This is a genomic window from Paenarthrobacter ilicis, assembly GCF_016907545.1.
GTDB classification, from domain to species: domain Bacteria; phylum Actinomycetota; class Actinomycetes; order Actinomycetales; family Micrococcaceae; genus Arthrobacter; species Arthrobacter ilicis.
In genome coordinates, this window is the sequence record NZ_JAFBCD010000001.1 from 3,557,780 (window position 1) to 3,576,827 (window position 19,048).

General features: G+C 63.7%; 17 protein-coding genes. 12 read left to right on the forward strand and 5 right to left on the reverse strand.

Annotated features, from left to right (window positions below):
- The first annotated feature begins 2 nt into the window (after positions 1–2).
- From JOE60_RS16255 to JOE60_RS16280, 6 genes are all read left to right on the forward strand, one after another.
- Positions 3–2,039: a bifunctional aldolase/short-chain dehydrogenase gene (locus tag JOE60_RS16255; RefSeq protein WP_167267681.1), complete on the forward strand. Its 2,037-nt coding sequence runs from the start codon at positions 3–5 to the stop codon at positions 2,037–2,039.
- Positions 2,040–2,047: 8 nt separating this feature from the next.
- Positions 2,048–3,583 (forward strand): FGGY-family carbohydrate kinase, encoded by a 1,536-nt coding sequence (locus JOE60_RS16260; RefSeq protein ID WP_167267683.1) that lies wholly within the window; start codon positions 2,048–2,050, stop codon positions 3,581–3,583.
- 55 nt (positions 3,584–3,638) lie between these two features.
- Positions 3,639–4,217, forward strand: a complete 579-nt coding sequence (locus JOE60_RS16265; RefSeq protein WP_167267685.1) for a helix-turn-helix domain-containing protein — start codon at positions 3,639–3,641, stop codon at positions 4,215–4,217.
- A 2-nt stretch (positions 4,218–4,219) separates the two neighbouring features.
- Positions 4,220–4,771: a DUF6036 family nucleotidyltransferase gene (locus JOE60_RS16270; RefSeq protein ID WP_314323412.1), complete on the forward strand. Its 552-nt coding sequence runs from the start codon at positions 4,220–4,222 to the stop codon at positions 4,769–4,771.
- A gap of 80 nt (positions 4,772–4,851) precedes the next feature.
- A complete protein-coding gene (gene panD, locus JOE60_RS16275; RefSeq protein WP_204814950.1) occupies positions 4,852–5,283 on the forward strand; it encodes an aspartate 1-decarboxylase in 432 nt (143 codons plus the stop codon).
- A 160-nt stretch (positions 5,284–5,443) separates the two neighbouring features.
- Positions 5,444–6,370: an AEC family transporter gene (locus JOE60_RS16280; RefSeq protein WP_167267687.1), complete on the forward strand. Its 927-nt coding sequence runs from the start codon at positions 5,444–5,446 to the stop codon at positions 6,368–6,370.
- Between the two features lie 19 nt (positions 6,371–6,389).
- On the opposite strand, the gene JOE60_RS16285 is transcribed toward JOE60_RS16280, so the two are convergent.
- Entirely contained in the window at positions 6,390–9,026 is a 2,637-nt protein-coding gene (locus tag JOE60_RS16285; protein ID WP_167267690.1) for a trehalase-like domain-containing protein, read from the reverse strand.
- Positions 9,027–9,142: 116 nt separating this feature from the next.
- Entirely contained in the window at positions 9,143–10,132 is a 990-nt protein-coding gene (locus JOE60_RS16290) for an LLM class flavin-dependent oxidoreductase (RefSeq protein ID WP_167267692.1), read from the reverse strand.
- Between the two features lie 278 nt (positions 10,133–10,410).
- Between JOE60_RS16290 and JOE60_RS16295 the strand changes: the two genes are divergently transcribed.
- Positions 10,411–11,409, forward strand: a complete 999-nt coding sequence (locus JOE60_RS16295; RefSeq protein ID WP_167267694.1) for an ABC transporter substrate-binding protein — start codon at positions 10,411–10,413, stop codon at positions 11,407–11,409.
- An 80-nt stretch (positions 11,410–11,489) separates the two neighbouring features.
- On the opposite strand, the gene JOE60_RS16300 is transcribed toward JOE60_RS16295, so the two are convergent.
- Positions 11,490–12,419 carry a threonine/serine dehydratase gene (locus JOE60_RS16300; RefSeq protein ID WP_167267696.1) on the reverse strand — a complete coding sequence of 310 codons (930 nt, stop codon included), beginning with the start codon at positions 12,417–12,419 and terminating at the stop codon, positions 11,490–11,492.
- A 29-nt stretch (positions 12,420–12,448) separates the two neighbouring features.
- The gene (locus JOE60_RS16305; protein ID WP_167267698.1) at positions 12,449–13,324 is read right to left on the reverse strand and encodes a helix-turn-helix transcriptional regulator; all 876 of its coding nucleotides are present in this window, start codon (positions 13,322–13,324) and stop codon (positions 12,449–12,451) included.
- An 86-nt stretch (positions 13,325–13,410) separates the two neighbouring features.
- On the opposite strand from JOE60_RS16305, the gene JOE60_RS16310 reads away from it, so the two are divergent.
- From JOE60_RS16310 to JOE60_RS16330, 5 genes are all read left to right on the forward strand, one after another.
- Entirely contained in the window at positions 13,411–14,292 is an 882-nt protein-coding gene (locus JOE60_RS16310) for an aldo/keto reductase (protein WP_204814951.1), read from the forward strand.
- Positions 14,293–14,309: 17 nt separating this feature from the next.
- Entirely contained in the window at positions 14,310–15,329 is a 1,020-nt protein-coding gene (locus JOE60_RS16315) for an aldo/keto reductase (RefSeq protein WP_167267702.1), read from the forward strand.
- A gap of 49 nt (positions 15,330–15,378) precedes the next feature.
- Positions 15,379–15,780 carry a (R)-mandelonitrile lyase gene (locus JOE60_RS16320; RefSeq protein ID WP_167267704.1) on the forward strand — a complete coding sequence of 134 codons (402 nt, stop codon included), beginning with the start codon at positions 15,379–15,381 and terminating at the stop codon, positions 15,778–15,780.
- A 20-nt stretch (positions 15,781–15,800) separates the two neighbouring features.
- A complete protein-coding gene (locus JOE60_RS16325) occupies positions 15,801–16,241 on the forward strand; it encodes a GNAT family N-acetyltransferase (protein WP_167267706.1) in 441 nt (146 codons plus the stop codon).
- Between the two features lie 72 nt (positions 16,242–16,313).
- Complete coding sequence (locus tag JOE60_RS16330; RefSeq protein ID WP_167267708.1) at positions 16,314–17,510, forward strand: FG-GAP repeat domain-containing protein; 1,197 nt, start codon at positions 16,314–16,316, stop codon at positions 17,508–17,510.
- A 185-nt stretch (positions 17,511–17,695) separates the two neighbouring features.
- Here JOE60_RS16330 and JOE60_RS16335 read toward each other — a convergent pair whose 3' ends face one another.
- A complete protein-coding gene (locus JOE60_RS16335) occupies positions 17,696–19,042 on the reverse strand; it encodes an NtaA/DmoA family FMN-dependent monooxygenase (RefSeq protein WP_167267710.1) in 1,347 nt (448 codons plus the stop codon).
- Positions 19,043–19,048 lie beyond the last annotated feature (6 nt).

A 19,048-nucleotide genomic window follows, 5' to 3' on the forward strand; every position in this document is an offset into this window, starting at 1 on the left:
AGATGACCAGCAAGACTGTTGAAGAGCTGATTTCCCGTTCCAACCGCCTCGGCGCGGACAAACGGAACACCAACTTCGCCGGCGGCAACACCTCCGCGAAGGGCACCGAGAAGGACCCGGTGACGGGTCAGGACGTCGAGCTCCTCTGGGTCAAGGGCTCCGGCGGCGACCTCGGCACCCTGAAGGCGGAAAACCTGGCAGTACTCCGGCTTGACCGGTTGCAGGCACTCAAGTCCGTTTACCCCGGCGTCGAGCGCGAAGACGAAATGGTGGCCGCGTTCGATTACTGCCTGCACGGCAAGGGCGGCGCGGCGCCGTCGATCGACACCGCCATGCACGGACTGGTGGACGCTGCCCATGTTGACCACCTGCACCCGGACTCCGGCATCGCGATCGCAACCGCCGTTGACGGCGAAGCACTGACCTCCAAGGTGTTCGGCGACAAAGTTGTCTGGGTTCCGTGGCGTCGGCCCGGTTTCCAGCTCGGTTTGGACATTGCCGCGATTAAGGAAGCAAACCCGCAGGCCATCGGCACCATCTTGGGCGGCCACGGCATCACCGCCTGGGGTGCCACGTCCGAAGAGGCCGAGGCGAACTCGTTGTGGATCATTGATCAGGCTGAGAACTACATCAAGGACAACGGCAAGCCCGAGCCCTTCGGCGCCCAGCTTCCCGGTTACGGTGCCCTCCCAGAGGCTGAGCGCCGTGCCAAGGCAGCTGCCCTGGCTCCGGCGATCCGTGGCTTGGCCTCCACGGACAAACCGCAGCTGGGGCACTTCAGTGATGACGCCGTCGTGCTTGAATTCCTCGCTGCGGAAGAGCACCCGCGCCTCGGTGCACTGGGCACGTCCTGCCCGGACCATTTCCTGCGTACCAAGGTCAAGCCGCTGGTCTTGGACCTCCCGGCCGATGCCTCGATCGAAGACTCGGTGGCCCGGCTCAAGGAACTACACGCCGCGTACCGCGAGGACTACCAGGCGTACTACGACCGCCATGCTGACGAGAACAGCCCGGCATTGCGCGGTGCGGACCCGGCCATCGTGCTGGTCCCGGGCGTGGGTATGTTCTCCTTCGGCAAGGACAAGCAGACCGCACGCGTGGCCGGCGAGTTCTATATCAACGCCATCAACGTGATGCGCGGCGCCGAGGCCATCTCCACCTACGCCCCGATCGAGGAATCCGAGAAATTCCGCATCGAGTACTGGGCGCTGGAAGAAGCCAAGCTCGCCCGGATGCCCAAGCCCAAGTCCCACGCCACCCGCATCGCCCTGGTGACGGGTGCGGCGTCGGGCATTGGCAAGGCGATCGCCACCCGTTTGGCGTCCGACGGCGCGTGCGTAGTGATTGCCGACCTGAACCTTGAGAACGCACAGAAGGTCGCCGAGGAACTGGGCGGTTCCGACGTCGCCATCGGCGTCCAGGCCGATGTGACCGACGAAGCGCAGATCGCCGCTGCCATCCAGGAAGCCGTGCTCGCGTTCGGTGGCCTGGACCTGGTAGTCAACAACGCCGGCCTGTCCATCTCCAAGCCGCTGCTGGAAACCACCGAGAAGGACTGGGACCTGCAGCACAACGTCATGGCCAAGGGCTCGTTCCTGGTGTCCAAGGCCGCAGCCAAAGTCATGATCGATCAGGGCCTTGGTGGAGACATCATCTACATCTCCTCCAAAAACTCGGTGTTCGCCGGCCCCAACAACATCGCCTACTCCGCCACCAAGGCGGACCAGGCCCACCAAGTCCGCCTGCTCGCCGCTGAACTGGGCGAGTACGGTGTCCGCGTCAACGGCATCAACCCCGACGGCGTGGTCCGCGGCTCCGGCATCTTCGCCGGGGGCTGGGGCGCCAAGCGTGCCGCGGTGTACGGCGTGGACGAGCAGGAACTGGGCAAGTACTACGCCCAGCGCACGCTCCTCAAGCGCGAAGTCCTCCCGGAACACGTGGCCAACGCCACCGCCGTGCTCACCAGCAACGAACTGTCACACACCACCGGCCTCCACATCCCCGTGGACGCCGGCGTGGCAGCAGCCTTCCTCCGCTAGGACTGACAGTGAATTACGGAACCACCGCGAGCACCGCCCCGGCACACGCCGGGGCGGTGTCCGCTCCCGCAGACCGCAACAGAGTGTTTGCCGCCATCGACATCGGCGCGTCCTCGGGCCGCGTCATGCTGGGCCGCGTCTCTCCCTCCACAGGCGTGTCCCTCGAGACGATCCACCGCTTTCCCAACGGGGTGGTGGAGCTCGACGGCGGACTCCACTGGGACTTCGACGCTCTCTTCGCTGAGGTACTCAAGGGCCTGGCGGCTGCCGCTTCCGTGGCGGCCACGAGCGGCGAGCGTATCGCCAGCATCGGCATCGACACCTGGGCAGTGGACTACGGATTAGTGAACGACGCCGGCGACCTCACCTCGGTTCCGTTCAGCTACCGGGACGAGCGCAGCCGGGCCACGGTGGAGCGGGTCCATGCGGTCATTTCCCCTGAGAAGCTGTATGCCACCACAGGCTTGCAGTATCTGCAGTTCAACACGATTTACCAGCTCGCTGCAGAACCAAATCTGGCTGGGCTGCAGGCCCTCCTGATTCCGGACCTGATCGCCTTCCTGCTCACCGGTGTTCGCCGCACGGAGGCCACCAATGCCTCCACCACCGGACTCTTCGACGCCGTTGCGGGCGAGTGGGCCACGGAGTTCCTGGACGCGTTGGGCCTGCCCCGGAACATCTTCCCGGAACTCATCCAGCCCGGAGAAACCGTGGGCACGCTCCTGCCGGCGATCCTTGAGCAGACGGGTCTGCCCGCTGACACCACGGTGGTGGCTGTGGGCTCGCACGACACTGCCTCGGCCGTCGCCGCCGTCCCCGCCCAGGTTTTGAGTGCAACCGGGGACCAGGATTTCGCTTACATCTCTTCCGGCACGTGGTCGCTGGTGGGAGTGGAACTGAACAAGCCCGTACTGACGGAAGCGAGCCGCAAGGCCAACTTCACCAACGAACGTGGCGTGGATGGCACTATTCGGTACCTGCGCAACGTCGGCGGCCTGTGGTTGTTGAGCGAATGCCAGCGCGCATGGGCTGCCCAAGGATTCAGCCAGGCACTCCCGGCCCTGCTCGACTCGGCGGCGGCGCTGCCAGCAGGAGGTCCGCAGATCAACGCTGACGATCCTGCGTTCACCGCCCCTGACAACATGCCGGACCGGATCCGCGCAGCTGTGCGCAACACCGGCGCGGTACTCGCGGACCGGCCTGCCGCCGTCGTGCGTTGCATCATGGACAGCCTCGCGGCCGGTTACGCGCGCACGCTGGCCGACGCCGAACGTCTTACCGGTCGCAGCACCGCCGTGGTGCACATTGTGGGCGGCGGTTCGCAGAACCGGCTCCTGTGCCAACTGACGGCAGCCGCCACGGGCAAAGTTGTGGTCGCCGGACCTGTGGAAGCGACCGCACAGGGCAACGTCCTGGTGCAGGCACGCGCTGCCGGGGTGGTGGCCGGCGGATTGGCTGAGCTGCGGCAGCTGGTCATCGCAGGCGAGGAGCTGGTGCGCTACGAGCTTAGTGATGCGTCTGCGGCGCTTCCAGGAGGCTCTTAGTTAAAGCTGGGTCTAGTACGAACAAAATGTAACCGAATGGTGCCATAATACTAAGATGGATATGAACGCGGAGGCTATTGGCCACACCATACGCGAGCGACGGAAGGCCCGAGGCTATACTCAACAAGCCTTGGCCGACTCCGTCGGAGCTTCCCGCAAGTTTATTGTGGACCTGGAATCAGGAAAGGAAGGAGCATCCTTCGGGTTGGCCCTGAAGGCGATGCAAGTCCTCGGCCTGGAAATAACCTCCAATGACAGCTCTTCCCATGAATTCGCGGGAGACTTTGCACGCACTCTGAACGAGGGCGACTACCACTACGCGATTCGGTTGCTGGGCGAATACACCAACTCCTCGCTCACTGCGGGCCGGGCACTGATGCCCACGGCCCCTTCCTTCAATGACGACGCCTACCGGGCAGCCCTTGGCGCGGTGACTCTATGGGTGTCAGCCAAAACCGGATCGCCCGCACCAAAGTGGGCGAAAAACGCCAGGGCATCGTCGCAGCCGGTTTTTCTGGCCGAGAAGCTTCATCCGGTCAGCGACCGGATGAAGGACCTCATCCGCAGTGAGACTCCCGCTGAAATCGCTGCCATGAACGTTTGGATCCGCGAGAGAGATTTGGCCACGGTTTGACGGTGCTCGAATTCCGACGTGACGACGTGGTTGAACTGCTTCGCGAATTGGAAGCCCGGCTTGGAGCCCGCGGCATCACCTTGGACATCCAAATCGTAGGTGGTGCCGCACTCCTGCTCCATGGCATCTTGGACCGTGCGACCGGCGATATTGATGCACGATACGCTCCCAAGGACGACGTGGATGAAGTGGCCGCCGGGATGGAACAGGAGTACGGGTTGCCCCCGAAGTGGCTAAACAGCAATGCAGCAGCCTTCCTCCCCGAAGAAGCGCGTTGGATCGCAGGCCCAAAGGGGACCTCATCAGCCATCCAGCTCGCCGACCTGCCCACCTTGGCAGCAATGAAGATAGCGGCGGAGCGGGCGAAAGACATTGAGGATCTTGGCCACATAGTGCTGGCGCTGGGGATTGAAAAGGCCGCCGACCTCGTACAACTCGCTTTCGAGAAATACGGCGAGCACTCTGTAGCCCTCAGCGCACCAGCAGACAATTACGAAATCGTTGCTGAAGAAGCAATGGCCGCGGCCAGGGCCTTACGTCGGCCACTAAAGTAGCCTTTCCACCAGCGCCAAGAACGCGAACGTCTGGTACGTCACAGCGCCGGACGAGGGTGGCGCGCTAAACTGGGGGCACTATGATCCGCACAATGTTCAAGTCCAAGATCCACCGCGCAACGGTGACCCACGCCGACCTCCACTACGTCGGTTCGGTCACTGTCGACCTGGACCTGCTGGATGCGGCCGACATCCTCCCGGGCGAGCTCGTGTCCATTGTGGATGTCACCAACGGAGCCCGTCTGGAGACCTACACCATTGCCGGCGAGCGCGGTTCGGGCGTGATCGGGATCAACGGAGCGGCCGCCCATATGGTCCATGTTGGCGATACCGTCATCCTCATCACCTACGCGGAGATGACCACGGAAGAAGCCCGCGCCTACGAACCCAAAGTGGTCCACGTTGGCGAGGACAACAAAATCCTGCAGCTCGGCAACGACCCCGCCGAGGCACACACACCAGGGCTCATGCGCCCGCCGCACGCGCTCAGCAACGCGGCGCACCTCAGCTAAAGTTCCACAACAACGCTCGACGTCGGCGCCCAGGTGGGTGCCGACGTCGAGCGCTTTGTGAGTCCGCATAACGGGACAATCGCGAGAAAACGCTTACTCCTGCGGAGGCATTGGCTAGGCTGGAAACCGTGATCCACCAAAACCCCACCCGCACACTGCCATGATCGGCGTACTGTCCGGGTTTTTTGTGGTGTGGGCCATCATTCTGGTGGGCATGTTTGTGGGCCGCCGCAACATCCTGGGCGACAACGCCCGCTCGGTCCTGAGTTCGCTGACGTTCTTCGTAGCCAGCCCGGCTCTGCTGTTCGAGACCCTGAGCAAGGCCAAGCTGCACGACGTCTTCGCCGCCCCCCTCTTGGTCACAGCCGTGGGCGCCGTAGCGACGGGCTTGCTCTTTTTCCTCATGGCGAGATTCTGGTTGAAGCGGGCCATGCCCGAAGCCCTGATGTCCTCCATGAGCGCGTCCCTGGCCAACTCCGCCAACCTGGGCATCCCCATCGCCGTATTCGTGCTGGGTGACGCCAGCTACGTGGCTCCCCTGTTGATCTTCCAGCTGGCATTCTTCACGCCCATGTACCTCATGGCGTTGGATGCCAGCACCAGCAGCCATCGCACCACTCCCCTGCGTTTCCTGTTGATGATCGTGAAGAACCCCATGATTGTGGGCTCAGCGCTGGGACTGCTGGTGGCGGGCACTGGTTTCCAGGTCCCCACACTGATTTTGGAGCCCATTCACCTCATTGGCGGTGCAGCGATTCCGGCAATGCTGATGTCCTTCGGCATGAGCCTGAACGGGTCCAAGCCACTGCAGAAAGCCGCGGGCCGGAGGCTGGATACCCTGCTGGCCAGCGGCTTCAAGCTGATTGTCCATCCCCTGATCGCCTACTTGTTCGCGCGCTTCGCGTTGGGCATGGACGGTCACGCGTTGTTTGCCGTGGTTGTCACCTCGGCACTGCCAACGGCCCAGAACGTGTTCGTGGCCGCCAACCGGTATAAGGCAGGGCTCACGGTTGCCAAGGACACCGTGCTGATCACCACGATTGTTGCTGTCCCGGCCATGATCGCCGTGGCACTGCTGCTCGCCTAGCGCCCCTTTCCCAACCGGGTTATTCGACGTCGGCGCTGGCCAGGTAGAGATCCAGGAGTTGGGCGCAGCGGATGAAGCCCAGGTGCGAGTAGGCCTGCGGGTGGTTGCCCAAATGGGTTTCCGTTGAGGGATCGTATTCCTCCGGCAGCAAGCCCGTGGGACCAAACAACGCCACCAGCTGGTTGAACAGTTCCAAGGCATCATCCAAGCGGCCCACGGCCAGGTACGCCTCAATCAGCCACGTGGTGCAGATGTGGAAGCCGCCCTCCAAACCCGGCAGGCCGTCGTCGTACCTGTACCGGAAGACGGTAGGCCCAACACGCAACTCGCGTTCCACGGCGGTGACGGTGTCCAGGAAGCGCTGGTCCTGAACATCCAGGAGTCCGGAGATTCCAATGTGCAGCACGGCCGCATCCAGGTCCGGGCTGTCGTAGGCCACGGTGTAGGAACGCGCCGAGGAATCCCAGCCCTCCTGGAGGACTTCTTCCCGGATGGTGTGTGCTTCCGTGGCCCAGCCGGCGTGCGGTGTCCGGCCGTGGAGTGCGGCAGCCTTCAGCGCACGATCCAGCGTGACCCAACACATCACCTTGGTATATACGTGGTGCCGTGGTGCCCGCCGGGCTTCCCAGATCCCGTGATCGGGCTCGTGCCAGCGCGCCATCACCGCGTGTGCCATCTGCTCCATGAGGTACCAGTGCTCGTCCGGAAGGAAACCGCGACGCTCGGCGAGGTCATGGATCAGCTCGGCAATGGGCCCAAAAACGTCCAGCTGGACCTGGTGGTCCGCCGCGTTTCCGATCCGCACCGGACGCGAGCCGGCGTACCCGGGCAGGCTCTCCACAATGGCTTCGGTGGACAGGGGCGCCCCCGTCACCGAGTACAGCGGGTGCAGCCACTCCGGCCCGGGTGCGTTCTCCAGGATGCGTCCCAACCAGCCCAGGAAGCCCTCCGCTTCGGCAGTGGATCCCAGGGAAACCAGGGCGTTCACCGTCATGGACCCATCGCGCAGCCAGCAGTACCTGTAGTCCCAGTTGCGCGTTCCCCCGATCCCTTCCGGCAAGGACGTGGTGGGAGCAGCCAGCACCGCGCCGGTGGGTTCGTGGACCAGCGCCTTGAGTACCAGCGCCGAGCGCCGCACCAAGGAAGGTTTCATGGTGGGCAGCTGAAGCGCCCGGACCCAGTCCCGCATGACCAGCCCGACGGCGGCACGCCGCTGAGGTTCACCGGCCGGGTCCGCGGGCAGCGGCTCGGTGTCACCACACCGCAGGTTCAGCACTACCGGACCGTCGCCCAGGGCGACCTCCGAGGTGGCAGTGGCGTGTTTGCCGTCGCTGGTAATGGTGAAGTCCACGCCCGGCGCTGAAAGGATGAGGGGATCGGACGTGCCGATGATGTGCACCTCGCCGTTGCGGGCCTCCATGTTGAACGGGGCATTGGCGTAGTCCGGCCTGGGCGCGAAGATGATCCTGGCCGTGCCTGTTCCGGAAAGGACGCGGACCAGGCTGGTGATGCCCTCCGGAGCGGGCTCCAGGTAGTCGGTCACGGTGACGTCCGCCCACCTGGTTTCCACAATCATGGTGTTGTCCACGTAGCGCTGGGCCAGCACCGGTGAGGTTTTCACGGGTTCCACGCTGAAATGTCCTGCGGGATCGCCGCCCAGGATGTGCGCGAACAAAGAACCGGAGTCGGGCAGGGGGTGGCTCATCCAGCAGACCTTGGCGTCCGGCGTGAGCAGGGCAGTGGAGCTTCCATTGCCGATCATCGAGTGACGTTCGAGCCCTACGGCGTCCTCACCAAAGAGCCATGCGCGGCGGAGTTCGAACAACAAAGCCAGAACACGGGCAAAGGACTCCGGGTCCGGAATGGTGTGGGCCGCCGTCGTATCCCCTGCGCCTACATGCAAGCCCAGGTCAGGGCCGCGCAGGGTGGCGAGCGCCCGTTCGTCGCTTTCGGCATCGCCGGCGTACAGGGCGGCACTGACACCCAGCCGGGAGCGCAGCTGCTCCAGGGCCTGGCCCTTGGCGGGTTCCTCCACTGTCAGGTCCAGGACGGTGCCGTCGATCATGAAGTACAGGCCGAATTCGATCGCGATTTGTTGCGAGCGGAAAATCACCCGGTCCACCACTTCCTGGGTGGCGGGACGTGTGTGGACCGCGACCCCCACGGGCTTGCGGACAACGCTGATGCCCTTCTCAAAGGCCACGGCTTCGGTCAACGCCGTTGCCACGTGCTGGAGCAGTGTCTCGGTGGACAGCGAAAGGTTGTACGCGTAGCCCATGTCGAACTCCACCCCGTGGGAGCCCACCAGGTGGACCTCGGCCGGCAACCTGGAGACGGCGGCCAGATCGCGCAGGGACCGCCCGGAGATAATGGCGGCGTGGGTGTTGGGCAGGGCGGCCAACGCCCGCAGGGCCACGGCGGCACTGTCCAGCGGAAGCGTTTCGGTGGATACACCCTCCGCTGAGCACAAGGTCCCGCCGTAATTGCACGCCACCAACAGCCCGGGAACCCTGGCCAGGATTTTGAGGTCCGCCATGAGTTCCGGGGTGATTCCGTGATCCTCGTGTGGCCTGGCGGTGGAACGCAGGAGGCCAAGGGGAAGTGACTTCATCAGCAAAGCCGAGTCGGCCACGGACTGGTTCAGGTGCGTTGGCATGGCGATTCCTTCCGAGGGCGGATAGCTACAGTTTCCGCCCGAAGTGTTTCGCTCGTACACCTTGTTATTGCAACAGCGTTAAATCTTTTCCAGTGTTACGGCCTGGGCTGCCGGAATCAGGCAGGAACAAGCCCTGAAACTTCGGCGAGCAGTTCTACCGAACGCAAGCGCTCGTCGGTCCCGATGCTCTGGTGCGCCACAATCAACTCATCAGCATCGGCAAAACCGGCGAACTCGTCGAGGTAGTCGCGGACAACCCCTGCGGTGCCCACTGCCGAGAACTTCATCATCTGGGCAATGTGCTGGCCTTGCGGGGAATCGAGCACCATGTCTGCTTCATCGTCGGTGAACTCACGGCCACCACCGAAGAACAGGGAGACGCGGGCGCGCTTCACTGCGAGGTGGATGGCCTGGGCTTCGGCATTGCTGTCCGCAGCGGTGACGTTCACTCCTGCGATCACGTGCGGCTGGGACAACTGCTCCGAGGGCTGGAATTCGCGGCGGTAAATGGCAACAGCGTCCTGCAGCGCGGCCGGGGCAAAGTGGGATGCGAAGGCGTAGGGCAGTCCCAGCTGTGCTGCCAACTGTGCGCCGAACAGGGACGATCCCAGGATGTACAGCGGAACGTTGGTTCCCTTGCCGGGTGTTGCTTCCACTCCCTGGATGCGGGTGGGGCCGGTGAGGTAGCCCTGGAGTTCAAGAACATCCTGGGGGAACCTGTCCGAGGACGTGTGGTCCCTGCGCAGTGCACGCATGGTGTTCTGGTCGCTCCCGGGGGCGCGTCCCAAGCCAAGGTCAATGCGCCCCGGGTGCAGGGTTTCCAACGTGCCGAACTGCTCCGCGATGGTCAGCGGCGAGTGGTTGGGCAGCATGACTCCGCCCGCGCCCAGGCGGATGGAGTTGGTGTGGGCGGCAACGTGGGCGATCAGGACGCTGGTTGCCGAGGAAGCAATGGCGGACATGTTGTGGTGCTCCGCGTACCAGACACGACGGTAGCCCATTTCTTCTGCCTTCTGCGCCATGGCAACGCTGCCCGCGAGGCTTTCCGCCACCGTCTGGCCCTTCCCGATGGTCGCCAGGTCGAGGATGGAAAGAGGAACAGTCACGGAATGGCCTTTCGTTACGTTTCGCAGTGCGCCCAGCTTTCAGCGGGCACTTTATCGACAACCACGGCGGTGCCCGGGTTATTTCTGTGAGCTACGTCGCCGCCGTTTCGGGGCACCCGTTCCAGGCGGAATGTGACCCTGTTCGACGCGCGATTAACCGCCGTGAACTCCTGTATCCCAGCGTGTCAGAACGCTTTGACCGTCCTCCAAAGGCTGCCGGATAGTTGCAGCAACAAGCTCGCATCAGACCCACGCTTCGGCGTCATCAAGGAGAATCCATGGCACGCTTCGCAGCCAAAACCGGCCTTACCGCGGCATTGGCCGCCACCGCACTCTTGGGCCTGGCGGCCTGCTCGGATCCCGGCGCCACCGCCGCTACGGGGACCACCGCACCGCAGGGATCGGCAAGCGCGAACGCTTCCTCAAGCACCAAAGAGTTCAACCTGACTCCCGAACAGAACCGGGTCAAGGTCACAGTGGACCCGGCAGCTGCAGCCCAGGTTCCGGACGCCATCAAGTCCGACGGAAAATTGACCGTGGTGACCACCGGCGGTGCCGCACCGCTCAGCCTGTTCGCCTCTGACAACAAGACGTTGATCGGCAGCGAGGTGGACATCGCCTACGCCGTGGGCGAGACCCTGGGCCTGCAAGTGGAGGTCCTCCCCGTGGCATGGGCGGATTGGCCCCTTGGCGTTGAATCCGGCAAGTACGAGGCCGTGCTGTCCAACGTGACGGTCACCGAGGCACGCAAGGAAAAGTTCGACTTCGCCACCTACCGCAACGACCTCCTGGGCTTCTTCGCGAAGAGCGACTCGGACATCGGCGAGATCAAGGAAGCCAAGGACGTGGCAGGCAAGCGCATCGTGGTGGGCTCCGGCACCAACCAGGAAGCCATCTTGGTCCGCTGGGACGAGGAGAACAAGAAGAACGGACTGAAGCCCGTTGACTTCCAGTACTACGACGACGACTCCGCCTCCCAGCTGGCCCTTCAGTCCGGCCGCGCGGACCTGACGTTCGGGCCCAACGCCTCTGCTGCCTACAAGGCAGCCAGGGATGGCAAGACCAAGTCTGTTGGAACGGTGGAGGGCGGCTGGCCGTTGAAGGCTGAGATTGCTTTCACCACAAAAAAGGACAACGGTTTGGCAGTGGCTGCCCAAACTGCCCTGAACAAGCTGATCAAGGACGGTAGCTACGCCCAGATCCTGGACCGCTGGGGCCTCTCCTCCGAGGCAATCCCCGCGTCCGAACTGAACCCGGCAGGCCTGCCCAAGAAGTAGTTCCTGCGGCAGGGCACCCTGCCGACGCCGAATCCCCGCCGGACATCACCCGGCGGGGATTCTTGCGTTCCGGCTGGGTTCTAGAAGTGCGCGGGATCGGTATTGGCACCACACAGTACGACGGCGACCGTCTCGCCATCGTTGGGGGTGTGGGCCCCGGAGAGCAACGCGGCGTAGGCAGCAGCAGCTCCGTGCTCCACTACTATCCGGTGGTCCTCCCACAGCCTCCGCCGGGCTTTGATGATGAGCTCGTCGCTGACCAGGACGCTCTGTACTCCGGCCCGCCGGGCAACATCAAAGCCGATCCCGCCAATACGCCGGGCTCCCAGCGAATCAGCGGCTACTCCTGACACTGCAACATCCACGGGCTCACCCTGGGCCAGGGCCGTGTGCAGTGTCGGAACGTTTTCCGGCTCCACGCCCACCACCTGCGCCTTGCCTTCAACGGCAGCGGCTATGCCGCCCATCAGCCCACCGCCGCCTACGGCAACAAGGATGGAATCGACGTCGGGCAGTTCGTCCAGCAGCTCAAGCCCCACACCGCCGGCACCGGCCACGATCTCGGGCTGGTCGTAAGCGTGGCAATAGACGGCGCCTTTCTCCTCCGCGAAGCTGACGGCCGCGGCGTACGCTTCGGCGTACTCGGCGCCGCCCTGGACCACGTGCGCGCCAATCGCGTAGAGCTTGTGAACCTTGTTGGCAGGCGCGGATTCCGGAACGAACACCGTGGCGGGCACTCCGAGCTTCGCAGCAGCGTAGGCGTTGGCCAAACCGGCATTGCCTCCGGAGGCCACCACAATTCCTGCCACCGGATCCAAAGCTCCGTCCTCCTGGGCTGTGAGCAGGCGGTTGAAGGCACCGCGCGTTTTGAAGGAACCGGTGTGCTGCATGTACTCGCACTTGAACCAGAGGTGATAGGCCTCCCGGTTGCCGCTCTCAGCCAGCGGGGTGTGGCGGACCCAACCGGATGTACGCGTGTATGCGGCCTCTACTTCGTGGCGTGTGACCATGGGATACGGCACCTTTCGTCCGTTTCATCCTACGATCCGGGCCGGGTTACGGCTGATTCGCGCTGTGTGGCCACCCAACTGGCCAGGACTTTCAACGCATCCTCTGAGGCGGTGTTGGGGTCGGCCGTGTAGACGTTGATGCGCAAACCGGGATCGGCGGCGAGTTCCAACGCCTCAAAGCTGAGATCAAGGTCGCCCACCACCGAATGGTGCAGCCGTTTGTGCCCCGTGCGATGGTATTTCACATCATGCCTTGCCCAACGGGTGCGGAACTCCTCACTGCGGGTGGACAACTCACCAATGAGGTCCGTGAGGTCTTTGTCGTAGGGGTTCTTCCCGGCGGTGGAGCGGAGAACCGCCACGATGTCATCTGCCGCCCGCTCCCAATCGGAGAAGAATTCCCGCGATTTCGGGTTGAGGAACGTGAAACGTGCACTGTTGGGCGGCTTGGTCTCTTCGGCCATGAGGTCCTGGTAGAGGGCGCGGCCCAACTCGTTGGAGGCGAGGACGTCACCACGGTCGTTCCGCACCCACGCGGGGGCGGTGGTGATCGCATCCACAACACGCTGCACGCTTGGCCGCACTGTCTGTGGGCTGCGTTTGCGCCGGACCCTGGGGGCGGCAGTGGCTGCCCGCGCCAGGTCATAAAGGTGGGCCGTCTCGGCGTCGTCAAGCTTCAGTGCGCGCCCCAGCGCCTCGAGGACACTGTCCGAGGCCCCCGAAAGGTTTCCGCGCTCAAGACGGATGTAGTAATCCACGCTCATGCCGGCGAGCATCGCCACTTCCTCCCGCCGCAGCCCGCTGACCCGCCGGTTGCCGCCGTAAGCGGGAAGCCCGGCTTCCTCGGGCGTGATCCTGGCACGGCGGGAGGCCAGGAACTTCCTCACGTCATCGCTGTGTGTCATGAACCCAACGCTACGCTCCGTGACCGGTTTTAGAGGGGTACTGATATGCACTCCCACAGGTATCAGCAGCCATGTTGACTGGAACCATGAACATCACATTGAACAACGGCGTGGTCATGCCGGCACTGGGACTGGGCGTCTTCCAAAGCGCGCCCGAAGAAACAACGGCGGCGGTGGAGTCCGCACTGGCAGCCGGCTACCGGCACATCGATACCGCTGCCGCCTACGGCAACGAGCGGGAAGTCGGCCAGGGCATCCGGAATTCCGGGCTCGCCAGGGCAGAGGTTTTCATTGAAACCAAAGTCTGGGTCAGCGACTTCGGCTACGACCAGACCCTGCATGCGTGGGATAAGGCTGCCGGAAAACTGGGGGTGGAGCAGTTGGACCTGTTCATCCTGCACCAGCCTGCACCGGACCGTTTCGACAAGACGATTGCTGCTTACAAGGCGCTGGAAAAACTGCTCGACGACGGCCGTGTCCGTGCCATCGGCGTCAGCAACTTCATGCCGCATCACTTGAAGGACCTTCTGGCCGCCACCGATGTGGTTCCGGCCGTGAACCAGATAGAACTGCACCCGTACTTCACACAGCCGGACGTCCAGGCAGCCGATGCGGAGAACGGGATCATCACCCAGGCGTGGTCGCCCATCGGCGGGATCACCTTCTACCCGGGCTGGGGCGAGCAGCGTAAGAATGTCATGGAAGACCCCGCCATCGCCGGGATAGCTGCCGCACACGGGAAAACACCCGCCCAGGTGATGATCCGCTGGCACCTGCAGGAAGGCCGGTCCGCCATTCCCAAGTCAGTCAACCCGGCTCGAATCGCCGAGAACTTCGACGTGTTCGACTTCGAGCTCACCGGCTCCGAGGTGGCAACCATCAACTCGTTGGACACCGGCAACCGGAACGGACCCGACCCCGATGAGGCCCGCGAAGAGCGCTTCGCCATGGTCATCCCCGAGGCCTAGACAGAAAGGCAAAAGAGATGGAATACCGTTCACTGGGCCGTACCGGCGTCAAGGTCAGCCCGCTGTGTCTTGGCGCGATGATGTTCGGTCCTTGGGGCAACAACCACACTGCAGATTCGGTCCGCATCATCCACCGCGCCCTGGAAGCCGGCATCAACTTCATCGATACCGCAGATGTTTACTCAGGCGGGGAATCGGAAGAGATTGTTGGGCATGCACTGGAAGGTCGCCGGGATGATGTGTTCCTGGCTACCAAGTTCTTCATGCCCATGGACCAGGACGATCCGAACAAACGCGGTGGGTCCCGCCGCTGGATCATGCGTTCCGTGGAGGACTCCCTCCGCAGGCTCAAGACCGACTACATTGACCTCTACCAGGTTCACCGACCCAGTCCGGACACCGACGTTGAAGAGACGCTGGGAGCCCTGACTGATCTGGTCCGCCAGGGCAAGGTCCGTTACATCGGTTCATCGTCCTACACCGGCTCCCAGATGGTGGAGGCACAGTGGGCGTCCCGGGAACGGAACCTGGAACGGTTCGTCACCGAGCAGCCGCCCTATTCGATCCTTACAAGGGGCATCGAAGAGGACGTTCTGCCGACCGCGCAGCGCCACGGCATGGGTACGCTCACGTACAGCCCCCTCGGTGGAGGATGGCTTTCCGGACGTTGGCGGAAAGACTCTGCATCGGCGCCGACGTCCAGTGCCCGGCCGAGCGCCCGGTTCGATATGACCAAGGCCGGCAACCAGCGCAAGCTGGAGCTGGTCGAAGAACTCGCCCAGCTCGCAGACGCCACCGGCATCACCCTGATCGAGTTGGCCATAGCTTTTGTCCTTACCCACCCGGGAGTCACCTCAGCAATTGTGGGACCGCGCACCATGGAACAGCTTGAGTCCTACTTGCCCGCTGCCACCACCACCCTGTCCTCCGACGTCCTGGACGGAATCGATCAACTGGTAGCGCCAGGGGTGACCGTGAATCCCGACGATAACAGCTACTCCGCGCATGAGTTGAGCCCGGAAGCCCGGCGACGCTGAGCCTCAAGCCCCCTCACCCCCAGCCCAGAAACGATCAAGGAACCACCGAATGAACATTGAACCCACAGCGCCAACCACCAAGAACCCGCCCGAGCGGTTCGCCGGGGACGTGTGGCTCGACCCGATTGCCGTACCGCACGAAAAAGACCAGACCATGGTGGTTGCAACGGTCCGCTTCGCCCCCGGAGCCCGCACAGCCTGGCATTCCCACCAGCATGGCCAGTACCTGCGCGTCACGCAGGGCATTGGACGCTTTGGTACCCGCGACGGAAACATCATCGAGGTTCACCCCGGCCAAACCCTGTACACGCCGCCGGGTGAAGAGCATTGGCACGCGGCCGCGCCGGGGTGCTTTATGGAGCACATCGCCATGCTCCAGAACGGCGAGGACCCGGCCAACACCACCACATGGCGCGAGCACATCACGGACGAGGACTATAACGGCCGCTGACGCAGCCTAGGCTTGGGAGCATGAGCAATTTTGTCCTGCGCCCGTGCGTGCCCTCCGATGCCGCGTGGATTGCCGAACTCCGCGCCGTGGTGATGCGGCCGGACCTGGAACGGCTGCAACGATTCGATCCTGTCCGCGTCCGGGAGCGTTTCCTGAACGGGTTCCAGCCGGAGAATACTTTCGTCATCCACGTGGACGGAGTGGACGCGGGGGTTGTGGCATTGCGGACCGAGGCAGATGAACGGTGGATCGAGCACTTCTACCTGAATCCGGCCCACCAGGGCAAAGGCCTTGGCTCGGCAGTGCTCCGGCACATCATAAACGCCCCCTCCGGTGGCAAGCCGTTCCGCCTGAACGTGCTCCAGGGAAGCCCTGCCCAACGCCTGTACGAGCGCCACGGATTCGTGGTGGAGTCCCAGGATCCGGTGGATGTCTTCATGGTGGCGCCACCCACCCACTGACGACGGTGTGCTGAGTGCGGTACCCTCAGCACACACTCAAGCACCAATCGACGCTGGCTTCCGGGGGGAACCATGGGGAATTTCTTTGTGCGCGCTGCAAGGCTCGCGACCGTTGCGGTTGTAGGTCTCACCGCAGGATTGATCGGACCGGGACCCGCCTCGGCGGCCTCCCAGCCAACGCCAGTGATCGACGGCGTCCCCTACGTGGGTGCCGAACTGCGCCGCCAGTACAACTACGACTACTACGGGTGCCCCAGTGCGGACGGGACTTCGGAGGGCATCAGGGTGGAATGGCTCCGCAATGGCGTACCCCTTCCAGCCGCGCGCCAAGGTGACAGCCTCCGGGTCCTGGCGGAAGACCAAGGCACCCGCATCTCCCTGAAGGTCTACCCGTCCACTCCCGGCCAAACTGGCTGCCCCAGCGGCACCCAGTTGAGCGCCGAAACCAAACCCATCAAAGCGTCAAGCCGCGCCATGGGGTGGACCGGCAGGGGCAACTTCGAACCCTTGGCGCGTACCGCGGACGGCCGGCTCATCCTGTACCCACGGACCTACACGTACGTCAAAGGAAGCTGCGAGGGGGCTTGCCCCACCTACCGTGGAGTGTGGGATGAGCCCCGCCAAGTGGGCCAGGGCTGGAACGTGTTCAGCATGGTGTTCTCCCCCGGCGACTTCGACGGCGATGGCGCCAACGACCTTCTGGCCAGGGATTCCGCTGGCAACCTCTTCCTGTATCCCGGCGACGGCAGCGGTGGCTGGCAGCAACGGCGTCAGGTGGGCCAGGGGTGGAATGTTTTCGACTCGATCGTGGGTCCCGGCGACTTCAACGGTGATGGCAACAACGATGTCCTGGCACGGAACTCTGCCGGTGAGCTGTTCCTCTACCCGGGCAACGGTAGCGGCGGTTGGCTGGCACCCGTGAAGGTGGGTCAAGGCTGGCAGGTCATGAACAAGATCATCCCGGCCGGGGACATGAACGGCGACGGCCCGGTGGAGGTCTACGCACGGGACTCAGCCGGCAATCTGTATCTGTATCCGGCGAACGGCCAAGGAGGATGGCAGCAGTCCGCCATGATCAGCAGCGGATGGGGCTCGTTCTCCGATATCGCAGGACTGGGAAGTTTCAGCCACAACAGGTTCAACGACCTCGCCGTGATCAACGGGAACGGCGATCTGCTGACGTACTCCAGCGGGGCAAACACGTCCACCCTGTGGGGCCCCTACGGGCCTCTGGGCACAGGGTGGAACGTGTTCAGCAACCTTCTCTAGCAGGCTCGGCCGGAACTACAGCGGCTGGTTCCACACAGCAAGCTGCAGGCTCACCGTCCCCCGCCCGCCGTCGGACGCCGCACGATTCTGCTGGATCATCCGGCGACTTGCCCAGGCAGGTCCGCGTGGTTCCGGGCCCGAAAAGATGCGACGCAGGAATGATCCAGCAGAATTCACGAGTACCCTCATGACGCCGGGACGGCCTCACTGGAGCGCACCGGAGTCTCCAGGCCCAGGTTCTCCCGGAGCGTGGTGCCGCGGTATTCGGTGGGGTATACGCCGCGCTCCTGGAGTTCGGGGACCAAGTGGTTCACAATGTCATCCAGTCCGGTGGGGATGAGCCACGGCGAAATATTGAAGCCATCCACAGCACCTACGCGTGCATACTCGGCCAGGTGATCGGCCACGGAGTTGTAGGAACCGGTGAACGTAGCGTCAATCCTGGCCGTCTTGGAACTCACGAACTGGCGGATGGAGAAGCCCTTGTCCTTGGCTTCGGCACGCCATTGGTCGGCAAGTTGCCGTGCTTTGGCGCCGTGGAAACCACTGCCACGGGTCTCCGAGGTTTCTTCCACAACGGGGTCGATGTCCGGCAGGGGACCGTCGGGGTCGTAGGAGGAGAGCTCGCGACCCCAGAACTGTTCCAAATACGCGATTGCCTGCTGCGGACCGATCTGCAGGCTGCGGACCCAGGCCTTCTTCTCCTGGGCTTCCTGATCGGTGGCCGCCAGGATGAACTCGCTGGCCGGCATGATCTGCACGGCGTTGGCACCACGTCCGACGGCGACGGAACGGGCCACAATGTCGCGTCGGAATTCCACGGCGTCGTCAAACTTCGGGTGCGCGGAGAAGATCACGTCTGCCTGGCGGGCCGCAAAGTCGCGGCCATCGGGAGAGTCGCCGGCTTGGAACAGCACCGGACGGTACTGGGCGCTCCGCGGCAGGCGCGGGGTCACGTCCACGGTGTAGTGCTGGCCTTCATGCAGCACGCGCCGTGCCGGGCCTTCGGGTGTCTCCCAGGAATCCCAGATGCGCTTGGCGGTTTCCACGAACGCTTCGGCATGCTTGTAGCGATCGGCGTGGTCCAAATATCCGCCGCGGCGGAAGTTGGCTCCCGTCCAGGCATTGTCCGTGGTAACGATGTTCCAGGCAGCACGGCCGCCGGAAATCAGGTCCAAGGACTGCAAACGGTGTGCCAGGTCGGCGGGATCGTTGTACGTGGTGTTCTGGGTGGCCACCAAGCCGATGTTCGTGGTGATGGCCGCCAAGGCTGCCAGCATGGTTTGCGCATCCGGCCTGCCCACCACGTCCAGTGCGTGGGGGCGGCCAAGGTGCTCACGCAGGCGGAGTCCCTCGCCCAGGAAGAAGGCTGCGAACTTGCCGCGCTCGGCCGTTTGGACGATGTGCCGGAAGGACTCGAAGTCCGTCTGCGAGCCGGACTCGGCTGCCTTCCAGATGGTGCCGGAGTTGACGCCCTGGAAAAAGATCCCGAACTGGATCTGGCCGGAGGGCTGGAAAATGTCCCGTGTCATGGTGTT